Below are 12,201 nucleotides of genomic sequence, written 5' to 3' on the forward strand. Positions count from 1 at the left end.
GCCTTTGCGAACTCCGCCGCGGAAGGTCAGGACGCCATGAAGAAACCCGCCGCCATCATCATGCTGATCCTCGGGATCCTCATCACGCTTCCCGGACTGGCCGCCTTGGCGGGCGGCGCCGTGGCTTCAGCGGTGGGGTCGGTCCAGGGTGACGGGTACCTGACGTCCGGCACGTCACGATTCTCCGTCAACTCCTTTGCCCTGACGTCCCCGCGCGCCGACGCCATCGGCGAGGACGTACCGGGCAGGGTCCCGTTCGATATCGGCACCCTCAGGCTGCGGGTTGCGCCGGTCGCGCCGGACAAACCAGTGTTCGTCGGGATCGGCCGGCAGTCCGACGTCGAACAGTACCTGTCCGGCGTGCACCACTCGGAATTGCTCAATATCCGGCAGCGGCCTTTCCGCGCTGACTACCGCGACGTGCCCGGCGGCAACCCGCCGGGGCCACCGGCCGGCCAGGGCTTCTGGACGGCATCCGTATCAGGATCCGGGGAACAGGAGCTTACCTGGAGCATCACGCCCGGTGCATGGGAAGTGGTGGTCATGAACGCGGACGCGTCCCCGGGCATTGACGTCCAGGCGCAGGCAGGCTTCCGTTCCGACCTCATCCGACCGGCAGCAATTGCCCTGCTGGTGGGCGGGGCGATTGCCCTGGTGATTGGCATACCGCTCATCATCCTCGGCGCGGCAGGGCTGGGCAGGCACGCACAGCCCCCCGTTGGGGGACCGCCAACAGGCGGGCCAACCTATCCCGGTCCGGCATATCCGGGGTATCAGCAGCAAGGACCGGCAGCCGGGTGGGACCAGCCGGGGTCCACACCAGTGACCGCCACGCCAGGGACCGCGCCCTTGCCTCCGCCGCAGCCCTTTGTCACTCCTCCCGCCGGCCCTGCACCCTACCCCGCGAGGCTTTTCGGTGAGCTCGACCCAGGCCTCTCACGGTGGATGTGGCTGGTCAAATGGTTCCTGGCGATACCGCATTTCATCCTCCTGTTCTTCCTTTGGTTCGCGTTCGCCATCACCACCATCGTGGCCGGGTTCGCCGTCCTGTTCACGGGCCGGTATCCAAGGGCGCTCTTTGACTTCAACGTAGGCGTGATGCGGTGGAACTGGCGGGTGGCGTTCTACGCGTACGCTGCCGTGGGCACCGACCTGTACCCGCCCTTCACCCTCAAACGCACCGCCTACCCCGCAGATTTTGACGTGGACTACCCGGAGCGGCTCTCCCGCGGCCTGGTCCTGGTGAAATGGTGGCTGCTGTCCATTCCACACCTCCTGCTGATCGCAGCGTTCACCAACACCATGTGGCGGTGGCGTGCTGACACCAACGTCGATGGCACAACCTATGTCCAGGACGCCGGGCCGTCCCTGCTGGGGCTCCTGGTCCTGATCGCGGCAGTCATCCTGCTGTTCACCGGCCGTTACCAGCGCCCGCTGTTCGACTTCATCCTTGGCATCGACCGCTGGATCTACCGGGTGCTGGTGTATACAGCGCTGATGCGGGATGAGTATCCGCCGTTCCGGCTCGACCAGGGGCCGGCCGAACCCGTGTGGCCGCCGGAGGCCGGTCCCCCGGCGGCTGCGCCGTCCGCAAGTGCTCGGCCCACAGGCCCCCCGCCGGCCGGCACCCCTCCCGCAGGTGCCCCGTGACCTTCGACCCTAGCCCGGCTGCGGGCTCCCGGGCATGATGGGCCTGACAGCGCGGTCCTACCGAGGGAGCAAACATGAGCATTGCCGGGGCACCAATAGCCAGGATCGTGGTGGGCGTGGACGGATCCGAAGCATCGGTGGAGGCACTCCGCCAGGCCCAACGGCTTGCCACTCCGCTGGGGGCCAAGGTGCAGGCGGTTGCCTGCTGGGAGTACCCGCAGATGTACAGCGGCTACGTCATGATGGGCATCGAGGGCTTCGAAGAAGGTGCCAGGAAGGTCCTGGACGAGGCCGTCGCGCAGGCTTTCGGAGCCGAGACGCCGGCCAACGTCACGTCCACGCTCATCCGCAGCCATCCCCGGGAGGCGCTGATCGACGCCAGCCGCGAGGCAGACATGATCGTGGTGGGGCGCCGCGGGCACGGCGGATTCGGTGGCTTGCTCCTGGGCTCGGTGAGTTCCGCCATCGTCGCGCACGCCCACTGTCCCGTCCTGGTGGTGCACACGCCCGAGGACGGTTCCGAAACGGCCAGGGGTTCCTAAGCGGCGCCAGGCGGCAGAAGCTACCGACGTCGGGGGCAGGTGAGGACGGTTCCGGCCAGTGATGGACGACGGCGGGCACTCGCCCTCGCGCTCGCAGGCGGCCTGGTGGTCATCGCCGTCGCCCTCGCCCTGCTCCTTCCGCGACGGACTGCCGGTCCGCCGTCGGGCGCGCCGTCTCCATCCTCCGTTTCACCCTCAGCACTGGCCAGCCAGACCACCGCTCCCAGCCCCGGTGCTTCGTTGCCGGAGGAGACGGACACTCCCGAGGCAGGGGAAACCCCTGTTCAGCCGCCCGTTACGGTGCCGCCCCTACCGGAACCCTCGGATATTCCGCCACAGCCACCGGCGCCGGAGGGTCCGGGCACTCCCCCGCAGCCGGCACCGTTTCCGGAATCCCTCCGCGGCCAGGACCTGACCGCCATTCCGGGGGCCGGCCGGGTGGTTGCACTCACCTTTGACGCCGGGGCGAATGCGGCAGGACTGCCAAAAATCCTCTCCACCCTTTCCGCCAAGGGCGTCACGGGGACTTTCTTCCTGACAGGCAACTGGGTTGGCAACAACCAGGCCGCCGTGGCACAGATCGCCGCAGCCGGGCACCGCGTGGCCAACCACTCCATGACCCACCCCGGATTCACGGGCTTGAGCAACGACCAGATCGCCCAACAGGTGCGCGGTGCGGAGCAGGCCATCCTCGCGGCCGGTGCCGATCCCAGGCCGTTGTTCCGCTTCCCGTTCGGTGAGCGGGATGCCCGGACCATCGCCGCAGTGAACAACCTCGGCTACGTGGCTGTCCGGTGGACCGTGGACACGCTGGGCTGGAAGGGCACCAGCGGAGGGATCAGCGCCCAGATGGTGGCCACCCGCGTCCGCGATGGGCTGCAGCCGGGGGAAATTGTCCTCATGCACATCGGTTCCAACCCGGATGACGGGACCACCCTTGACGCGGATGCCCTCCCCCAGGTGATCGATAACATCCGGGCTGCCGGGTATGGGTTCACTACCCTCGATGCCCTGCTGGCGCAGTGAGCCAACCGTGGCGAAGAGCAGGTCCCCACGCAATCGGCAGGCGAAAGCCACCCGGCCGGATGACGCCGGTGATGCCGCCCACCACGGGCTGCCGGTCCACGAAGTAGTGCTCCTGCTTGGAACAGACGCTGCCCTGGGCCTTGGCCCGGACGAAGTGGCGCGGAGACGGGCCCAGTTCGGCGCCAACGAGCTCCCCCGCGGGCACGGACCCGGCATTGCCCGCAAGCTGGGGCACCAGTTCAACAACCCGCTGGTGTATGTCCTGCTGGCCGCCGCAATGGTTACCGTCTTCCTGGGTGATGTACTGGACTCCGCCGTCATCCTGGCAGTGGTCCTGGTCAACACACTGATCGGCTTCATCCAGGAGGTACGGGCGGAAGCTGCCCTGGATGCCCTCCATTCACTGGTCCGCACACGGGCCTCGGTCATGCGCGGCGGTGAGCGGAAGCAGGTTCCCTCGGAGGACCTGGTTCCCGGCGACCTCGTCCTGCTTGGGGCCGGCGACAAGGTCCCCGCCGACCTCCGCCTGGTTCGCCTGTCAGCGCTCCGGGTGGACGAATCCGCGCTGACCGGAGAGTCAGACCCAGTGTCCAAGAACGAAGTAGTGCTGCCCCGGCTCACAGCCGTGGCCGACCGCAGGAACATGCTCTACAGCGGAACCCTGGTAACTGCCGGCAGCGGTGCAGGCATCGTCGTGGCCATCGGCGGGGAAACCGAACTTGGCGAAATCCACCGGCTCATGGGCACCGTACAGCCTGCTGCCACGCCGCTGACCCTGAAACTCGCGCGGTTCAGTACCACCCTCACCGTGGCCATCCTTGCCCTCGCCGCCGTGGCCTTCCTTGCCGGCGTGGCACGTGGCGAGCGGCCGGGACAAATGTTCACGGCCGCCGTCGCCCTGGCAGTGGGGGCCATCCCCGAAGGACTGCCCGCCGCAGTGACGGTGACGCTCGCAATCGGCGTCCGCCGCATGGCGCGGCGCCGGGCCGTGGTGCGGCGCCTTCCGGTAGTGGAGACCCTGGGCAGCACCACAGTCATCTGCTCGGACAAGACGGGTACCTTCACCGAGAACCAAATGACAGTCCGTTCGGTGTGGACCCCCTCCGGAACATACGACGTAACAGGATCCGGATACGGGCCGGAAGGACACATCCGGCCGGCAGCAGGCGGCGAACAGCAAGTGGACACCGCCACCCCGACCCGCGCAATCGAGGACGAGTCCCTCCGCGTGTGCCTCCTTGGCGGCGCGGCCTGCAACGACTCAGCCGTCCGCCGGGAGGGATCCTCGTGGCAGGTACGGGGCGACCCCACGGAGGCCGCAATGCTGGTGGTTGCGGGAAAAGGCGGCATCAGGGTGCCCGATTTCCTGGGCGCAAACCCCCGCCGCGCAGAACTGCCGTTCACCTCGGAGCGGCAGTTCATGGCAACCCTGCATTCTTCAACGCATCCCCCCGACGTCGGCACAGTCTTCGCCAAAGGCGCCGTGGAACGGGTCCTGGACCTTTGTTCCCACGAAATGGGCGCGGACGGCGGCACCAGGCCGCTCCGCAGGCATCTTGCGCTCAATGCCGCACACGCTTTTGCGGACAGCGGGCTGCGGGTCCTTGCCACCGCCACCATGCCCCTTCCGGTGGCGGACGGTTCCCTTTCCGCCACGGAGTTGCGGGGCCGCATGACCTTCACGGGACTTCAGGCCATGCAGGACCCACCGAGGCAGGCGGCCGCCGCCTCGGTGAGGGCGTGCCAACTGGCCGGGGTTGACGTCAAAATGATCACGGGAGACCATGTGCGGACCGCTGTGAACGTGGCTGCGGCGGTGGGTCTGGCTGGCAGCGGCGCCGCCATGGCCCTGACCGGCGACGAGCTGGACGGTATCCCGGCCGGTGAGTTCCCCGCTGCCGTGGAGCGGGCCACGGTTTTTGCGCGTGTTTCGCCGGAACAGAAGCTGCGGCTTATCAGCGCCCTGCAGGCCCGCGGCCACGTGGCCGCCATGACCGGTGACGGTGTCAACGACGCGCCGGCCCTTCGGCAGGCGAACGTGGGCATTTCCATGGGACGCACCGGGACCGAGGTGGCCAAGGAAGCCTCGGACATTGTCCTGACCGATGATGACTTTGCCACCATCGAGGCAGCCGTCGAGGAAGGCCGGAATGTCTTCGACAACCTGACCAAGTTCATTGTCTGGACCTTGCCCACCAACATGGCGGAGGGACTGGTGATCCTCGTGGCCATCCTGCTGGGTGCCGCGCTGCCCATCCTGCCCACACAGATCCTCTGGATCAACATGACCACCGCGTTGGCACTCGGCCTGATGCTGGCCTTCGAACCAAAGGAGCCCGGCCTGATGTCGCGGCCGCCGCGGGCACCCGGCCGTCCCCTCCTGACCTGGGCCCTCACCGTCCGGATCCTGCTCGTCTCGGCCCTCCTGCTCGCCGGCACCTGGTGGCTTTTCGACCACGAACTCAACAACGGAGCGACAGTGGCAGAGGCACGCACCTCAGCCGTGAACCTCTTCGTAGCCGTGGAAGTCTTCTACCTGTTCAGCTGCCGGTCGCTGACCCGGCCCGCATGGCGGACAGGACCCTTCGGCAACCGCTGGCTCCTGGCCGGGGTGGCGGTGCAGGGGGCCGGGCAGCTGGCCCTCACCTACACGCCCCTGATGAACGATCTCTTCCACACAGCGCCCATCGGTCCTGACGCGTGGCTGCGGATTTTTGGACTGGCGCTGGCCGCGTCGCTGGTTGTTGCCGTGGACAAGCGTTTGCGGCGACAGGGCTTCTGAGGAGCGCGGGCAGCACTGCCGGAACTGCACATTCCGGGTGCCGCTGCGGACCCGCAATCCGGGACCAATGACTCTCCCGGCGGCACACGCCGCATCCAATACTGAAAGGGAAAGCAGACGGCTGGCGTCCGCCTTCATTGGAGCGGAGGTCGTAAAAGTGTACGGCTGGAATGACGGCATGGGCCTGTGGGGCTATGCCCTGATGAGCATCAGCATGGTGGTGGTCTGGGGCGCGATCATCACCGGTATCGTGCTGCTGGCCCGTTCCCTGCGTTCGCCCTCCCCGCACCCCGCGCCCCCGCCGCCACGGGTGGCAGAGGACGTGCTGGCTGAGCGTTTCGCCCGCGGCGAGATTGACACCGCCGAATACCAGAACAGGCTGGCCGTCCTGCGCGGCCATCCGGGCACCTGATGCCGTGGCTCCCGCAGGCAACGGACAGTGGGGTGCAGCTGTGCCACTCTCTGAATTCGAGAAACGCGAACTCGAACTGATCGGCCATGGCCTGGAGGATGAAGACCCCAGGCTCGCCTCCCTCCTGAGCCGCGACGCCTTCAGGATTTCGCTCCGGAGCCGGGTCAGGCGCGGACTCGTGCTGTTCGCCACGGGCGTCTGTGTCCTGCTCCTTGGCCTGGCAGCCCGCGCACCCTACCTGGGCATCGCCGGGTTCGCGGTCATGAACGGCGGAGGCTACTGGGCGGTCAAGGACCTGCGCTGGTCCCTGCGGCACATGAACCGGCACGCCACCCAACTGGAAGGCAACACCGAATGAACGCGCCAAGCGGGGCCGGCAAGGACGCCGGAGCCGAGTTGCAGGCGCTGCAGGCGATTGAAACCCACCATGCCGACATGCTCCGGCAACTGAACGGGCTGGTGGGCCTGTTGACGGAGGCCGTGGAGGCGCAGGACGCCGGCAGCGAGGAAAGGACGCAGGCTGCCCTGCTCGATTGGTGTGACACCCACCTTGTGCCACACGCCCTTGCCGAGGAAGGTTCCCTCTACAGCGGTCCGCACGCCATGCCCGGGGCAAGACTGCTGGTGGACGGCATGCTGGCCGAGCACCGGGTGATCGTCGACCTCGTGGAGGAGCTCAGGACGGCCAGCGGTGTTTCCGCCGCCGTTGCCGCGGGGGCCATCCAGCGCATCTTTGCACTGCACCTGGACAAGGAGAACCGCCTGCTCATGCCGTTCGTCGTCGAATCCGAGGACCTGTCACTCGCCCAGGCGGTGACAGGTCTCCACGAACTCGTCGGGGAAGGCGCGTCCGGCCACCATCGGCAGGGCCACGAAGGGCACTAGGCGGCAACGGCACCAGCACGACGGCGGCCGGCCGGGTTGGGCGTGCTGAGGATGGAGCCTCGTTCCTGACGACGGGCCGGGGTTGGTGGATCAGGGTGCGACGGCGGCGCCCACCTGGGCGCCCTGGTCCGGGGCTTCGGCGTCCGCCTCAGGTGAATGAACCACCAGCACCGGACAATGCGCGCGGCTGACGCACGCTGAACTCACCGAACCAGGGACGAAACCCCCGTGGCCCCTCCTGCCCACGATAAGCAGGGACGCGTTGCGGCTGGCGTCAATCAGTACCGGACCGGGTTTTCCCCTGACCAGCCGGGGATGAACAAAGGACGGTAGTTCCCCAAAGGCGTCTGCCAGCGCCTGGTGGAGCACCTGCTCTGCCGCATACTTGAAACCCTCGATTCCCACGGCCAGGTACACCCCGTAACCGGCCGGGACGTCCCAGCAGGCCCAAGCTTCAACTGTCGCGCAGAGTGGCTCAGCCATCACCCGGGAAACCCGGAGCGCGGAGATGGAGGATTCAGACCCGTCCACACCGACGATAATCCTCGGGTGCCGTTCGGGGGCATTCATGCCGGCTCCAATCTCTGCATCGTCGCTGCGTTCCCACATGCGGCCGTCGAACCCACCATGGACCAGAACCTCTTTCCGCGCATAGGGCCGAAAGTCATCCCGGATCAAGGCAATTGCGGAGCGGACAACCAGCGCGCGTCCACCCTTGGCGCCGGCACGCGGACTTTGGTCCCTTCCCGCGCACGCCTCCCCGGGGAACAATGGGGGCAGGCCCCACCCGGGCTGGCCCCGCAGCATGCGGGGTCCTTTTGATCCTGAAGACAGTGGGAGCGTTCGGTGCATAAGCATGAAGCAGGGACTGGAGAACCAACAGGATCTTCGGGACCGGTCCGCGTATTCATCCTCGACGATCATGAGCTGGTCCGCCAAGGGTTGAAGGATCTGCTCGAGGGCGAAGGTTTCCTTGTGGTGGGCGAAAGCGGGTCCGCTGCCGAAGCCACCAGGCGCATCCCGGCCCTGCACCCCGATATCGCCATCCTCGACGGGCGGCTTCCTGACGGCACAGGTATTGAGGTGTGCCGGGACGTACGCTCCCTCGATCCCCGCCTTCGCTGCCTGATCCTCACCAGCTACGACGACGAGCAGGCCCTCCGCGGCGCAGTGCTTGCCGGCGCCTCCGGATACATCCTGAAACAAATCAGGAGCGACGACCTCCTGGCCGGGATCCGGAGGGCGGCGGCGGGAGAATCCCTGTTCGACCCGGGGGTTGAGCAGCAGATCATCACTGGACTCTCCACGGCGCCAACGGACCCCCGGCTGGAAGGGCTGAGCGCGCAGGAGAAGAAGGTCCTGGCCCTGATTGGCCAGGGGCTGACCAATCGCCAGATCGGCGATGAATTGTTCCTCGCCGAAAAGACGGTGAAGAACTACGTGTCATCCATCCTGGCCAAACTGGGCTTCGAGCGCCGGACCCAGGCCGCCGTCTATGTCACCAAGAGTTCAACGGATACTGCCTGACAGCCCGGGAAGCGCAGGGAGCCGGGCCGCGGAATTTAGGGGAGCGGGACGGACCAGGCCAGGGTCGTTCCCCTGCCGGGCACGCTGTCGATCGTGCAACTGCCTTTCAGAAGTTCAGCGCGGTGGCGCATGTTGGCGAGGCCGCTTACCCGGGCAGGGTCGCTGAAGCCCCGGCCATTGTCGCTGATATGGAGTTGCACCCGGTCCCCACGCCGCCCGGCGTCCGCACCTACGGCAACAGTGACGTCGATGTCGTCCGCGCCCGAGTGCCGCAGCGCGTTGCTGAGCCCCTCCGAGAGCACTGACAGCAGGTGGACCGCAACGTCCTCGCTGATCGAATCCACGGGGCCGTCCAGGGAAACCCTGGGGGTCAGGGCGTAACTGCGCGAGTTTTCGCGGACCACCCGCAGCATCCGGCCCGTCAGCGGTTCGTGTTCCTCATCTGCCGAGCGGAGCGAGTAGATCGTGTCCCGCAGCTCACGGATGGTGTCGTCGAGCTCTCCGGTCACGGCGGCGATGCGTTCGTTGGCCACAGGGTCCAGGGTGTAACGGCGCAGGCTTTGAATGCTCAGTCCGGCAGCGAAGAGGCGCTGGATAACCAGGTCATGGAGGTCTCGGGCGATCCGTTCCCGGTCGGTGAAGAGCAGGTTCTGTTCGCGCAGCGCATTCACGCGCGCCAGGTCCAGTGCAAGCCCGATCCGGCTGCCGAAAATGGCACCCGAGTCCGCCTCGGATTGGGTGAACATGGCAGTTCCATGGGGGCGCGCCAGCAGCAGGACCCCGTTGTGGATGTTGCCGTGCCCCAGGGAGCACACGAGGACCGAGCCGAGCTTGCCTGCCACCTCATCTTCGAAGACCTGCCGCGGGTCCTTGGCCACAAGGGACCCCCCGCGCTCAACGACGCCGGACACAGCAGGTGACACCATCAGTTCCTGGCCCGCCTGGAGCCCCTGCACTCCCAGGCAGGAACGGCAGCGAAGCACACCGTCGCTGCCCGGCACAGCCACCACAGCCAGGGCCGAATCCGACACCTCCAACGCCGTTTCCGCGACAATATCCAGGTTGTCAGCCCCGCCGGGATGGGGCGCCATGATCAACCTGCTGCTCAGCTCCATGCCGGCCTCGAGCCACTTCTGCCGCCGGCTGCTGTCCTCAAACAGGCGGGCGTTCTGGATCGCTACCCCCGCTGCCGCAGCCAGGGCCACGGCAAGGTCCTCGTCTTCGGCGGTAAAGTCTTCCCCGCCCTGCTTCTCTGTCAGGTAGAGGTTTCCAAAGACCTCGTCCCTGACCCGGACCGGCACGCCCAGGAAGGTCCGCATGGGCGGGTGGTTTGGGGGAAAACCGGAAGCTATGGGGTGCTGGCCAAGGTCGTGGAGGCGCAGCGGCCTTGGCTCACGGATTAACAGGCCCAGCACGCCGTGCCCCGTGGGGAGGTCACCGATGGAACGGATGCCCGCGTCGTCAATTCCCACGGTGATGAAGTGGCTCAGTTTCCGGTCTTCGCCGATGACCCCCAACGCACCGTAGCCTGCGCGCACGAGGACGCAGGCGGACCGTACAAGACGGTCCAGGACGGCTTCGAGGCTCAGGTCCTCGGCAAGTGCCACTACCGCGGCCAGTAAGCCGTTGATCCGTTCCTGCGTATCCAGAGGTTCGTCCCCACTGGGGGTGAATCCGCCCACCGTGTCTTCCACCCCATCCGTTGCCGGAGAGCGCCAGGGCCGCCCAGTGCTCACGTTCCACCTCCTGCGGCAGGAACCTGCGGCGCTGCGGATTCCTGGCACGATCAAAGTCCCGAAACGGAAGTGCCGGCCTCCGCCCCCATATCCACCTTCACCAGAGAATGAAGGCGCTTTGCGTCTAAGTCTAGGAGTGCAAGGGCAAAAATACTCCTAAATACTTCCGGAATAGGGGGGCTGCGGGGCCGCGGGACCTTCTTCCCTATCCCCTGGCGGCTGGCGGCCCTAGGCTACGGCCATGAACAGTGCAGCGGCAGAACCGGAAATCAAGGAACTCGGGGTCCACGATTGCTGGCGGTACCTTCGGTCAACGTCCCTTTGCAGGATCGCGTTCAGCGACGGGGAGTCCGTTGAGAACTATCCGGTGAACTTCGTGCCCACTAACGGCACATTGCTGATCCGGACCGGTGAAGGGACCAAGCTTGCCACCCTGGCCGGACGGCATGCGGTGGCCGTGGAGACAGACGGGATGAACCAGTACGGGACCATCGCCTGGAGCGTCATCCTGAAGGGGCATGCCGTGGTGGTGACTGATGCTGAGGAAACCAGGGACGCCATGGATGCGGGCCTGTCCCCGTGGCAACCCGGCCAGAAGAACGTCCTGATCCGGATCACGCCGCAGGAAATCAGCGGCCGGCGGTTCGTCATCGCAGCACCAACCCACTGGTGGCCGCCCCGGGAGCCCGCCGCGGACTGACCCGGCATCGGCAAGTCCGCCTCCGTCCACACCGAAACCTTCAGCCCCAGCCACAAAGGATGGTCCACCATGGCACCTGCCCAGCCAATCGCCGTCGGCATCACTGACACGCCGGCATCCAATGCGGCCCTGTTATGGGCAGCAGCCCGGGCCAACAGGCTCAAGCTTCCCCTCGCCGTCGTCAATGTGGTGGACGACCGCTGGATGGCGGCGGAGGTTCTTCCCTATCTTGAAGTCCTTCGCGAATCGGGGCTGGGCCTGTTGAAGGAAGCCGGTGAGAAGGCCACAGCAGCCGAACCCGGCCTGCAGGTCACCCTCCAATTGCTTGAAGGAGGAGTTGGCGCAGCTTTGGGCGACTACTCCAAAAACGCCTCCATGCTGGTGCTGGGCACCAGCGGCCACACGCGCGGCGCCCTGACCGACCGGGCACTCCAGGCGGCCGCCACAGCGGAGTGCCCGGTAGCGGTCATCGGAGCCGACCAGGAGCACGGCCGCGGCATCGTGGTAGGTGTGGACGGGTCACGGGAAGCGACGCAGGCAGTGGCGTTTGCGGCCGCCGAAGCAGACGCGCTCGGGGAGGAACTGACGGTCCTTTACGCCTTCACCGGTCCCAACCGCTGGATTGCGGCCGGGCTTCCACAGAGCAGTTTTGCCACCCACGTGGTGGAGGAGGAACGGATCGTGCTGTCCGAAACGGAGGCGGGCCTTCGGCAGGACTATCCCGATCTCGTGGTTCGTACCGTGATGGAGACGGTCCTGGAGCCGGCGGATGCCCTGCTCCGTGCTGCTGCGGGCGCGCGGCTGCTGGTCCTGGGCAGCCGTGGCAAGGGTGGCTTCGAAAGGTTCTTCCTGGGCAGTACGGCGCATGCTGTGCTGACACAGCCACCGTGCCCTACGGTCATCACCCGCATGAACAAGCAACAGCACGGCGATTGACGGGG

Annotated in this window: 12 protein-coding genes; 10 read left to right on the forward strand and 2 right to left on the reverse strand. The window is 66.8% G+C overall.

Annotated elements, in window-relative coordinates; translation table 11 throughout:
• Positions 1–36: 36 nt before the first annotated feature.
• The 7 genes from VXJ37_RS08675 (at position 37) to VXJ37_RS08705 (ending at position 7,297) form a co-directional block, all read left to right on the forward strand.
• A complete protein-coding gene (locus VXJ37_RS08675) occupies positions 37–1,650 on the forward strand; it encodes a DUF4389 domain-containing protein (RefSeq protein WP_331322636.1) in 1,614 nt (537 codons plus the stop codon).
• A gap of 74 nt (positions 1,651–1,724) precedes the next feature.
• Positions 1,725–2,192: a universal stress protein gene (locus VXJ37_RS08680; protein ID WP_331322637.1), complete on the forward strand. Its 468-nt coding sequence runs from the start codon at positions 1,725–1,727 to the stop codon at positions 2,190–2,192.
• A gap of 39 nt (positions 2,193–2,231) precedes the next feature.
• Entirely contained in the window at positions 2,232–3,218 is a 987-nt protein-coding gene (locus VXJ37_RS08685) for a polysaccharide deacetylase family protein (protein WP_331322638.1), read from the forward strand.
• Between the two features lie 7 nt (positions 3,219–3,225).
• Complete coding sequence (locus VXJ37_RS08690) at positions 3,226–6,000, forward strand: cation-translocating P-type ATPase (protein WP_331322639.1); 2,775 nt, start codon at positions 3,226–3,228, stop codon at positions 5,998–6,000.
• 157 nt (positions 6,001–6,157) lie between these two features.
• The gene (locus tag VXJ37_RS08695; RefSeq protein WP_331322640.1) at positions 6,158–6,412 is read left to right on the forward strand and encodes an SHOCT domain-containing protein; all 255 of its coding nucleotides are present in this window, start codon (positions 6,158–6,160) and stop codon (positions 6,410–6,412) included.
• Between the two features lie 40 nt (positions 6,413–6,452).
• On the forward strand, positions 6,453–6,770 hold the full coding sequence (locus tag VXJ37_RS08700; protein ID WP_141941659.1) for a DUF3040 domain-containing protein: 318 nt from the start codon (positions 6,453–6,455) through the stop codon (positions 6,768–6,770).
• Positions 6,767–7,297 carry a hemerythrin domain-containing protein gene (locus tag VXJ37_RS08705; protein ID WP_331322641.1) on the forward strand — a complete coding sequence of 177 codons (531 nt, stop codon included), beginning with the start codon at positions 6,767–6,769 and terminating at the stop codon, positions 7,295–7,297. The genes VXJ37_RS08700 and VXJ37_RS08705 overlap by 4 nt, the downstream gene beginning before the upstream one ends.
• Positions 7,298–7,387: 90 nt before the next feature.
• On the opposite strand, the gene VXJ37_RS08710 is transcribed toward VXJ37_RS08705, so the two are convergent.
• Entirely contained in the window at positions 7,388–7,867 is a 480-nt protein-coding gene (locus VXJ37_RS08710) for a universal stress protein (RefSeq protein ID WP_331322755.1), read from the reverse strand.
• Between the two features lie 276 nt (positions 7,868–8,143).
• On the opposite strand from VXJ37_RS08710, the gene VXJ37_RS08715 reads away from it, so the two are divergent.
• Positions 8,144–8,824: a response regulator transcription factor gene (locus tag VXJ37_RS08715; RefSeq protein ID WP_331322642.1), complete on the forward strand. Its 681-nt coding sequence runs from the start codon at positions 8,144–8,146 to the stop codon at positions 8,822–8,824.
• A gap of 35 nt (positions 8,825–8,859) precedes the next feature.
• Here the strand turns inward: VXJ37_RS08715 and VXJ37_RS08720 are convergent, their stop codons facing one another.
• The gene (locus VXJ37_RS08720; protein ID WP_440589788.1) at positions 8,860–10,560 is read right to left on the reverse strand and encodes a GAF domain-containing protein; all 1,701 of its coding nucleotides are present in this window, start codon (positions 10,558–10,560) and stop codon (positions 8,860–8,862) included.
• A gap of 241 nt (positions 10,561–10,801) precedes the next feature.
• Here VXJ37_RS08720 and VXJ37_RS08725 point away from each other — a divergent pair, with 241 nt between their 5' ends.
• Together VXJ37_RS08725 and VXJ37_RS08730 are read left to right on the forward strand one after the other, a co-directional pair.
• Positions 10,802–11,260, forward strand: coding sequence for a pyridoxamine 5'-phosphate oxidase family protein (locus VXJ37_RS08725; protein ID WP_331322643.1), 459 nt, complete (start codon positions 10,802–10,804; stop codon positions 11,258–11,260).
• Between the two features lie 69 nt (positions 11,261–11,329).
• Positions 11,330–12,196 carry a universal stress protein gene (locus VXJ37_RS08730; protein ID WP_331322644.1) on the forward strand — a complete coding sequence of 289 codons (867 nt, stop codon included), beginning with the start codon at positions 11,330–11,332 and terminating at the stop codon, positions 12,194–12,196.
• Positions 12,197–12,201 lie beyond the last annotated feature (5 nt).

Source organism: Pseudarthrobacter phenanthrenivorans, from assembly GCF_036455295.1.
Taxonomy (GTDB): domain Bacteria; phylum Actinomycetota; class Actinomycetes; order Actinomycetales; family Micrococcaceae; genus Arthrobacter; species Arthrobacter phenanthrenivorans_C.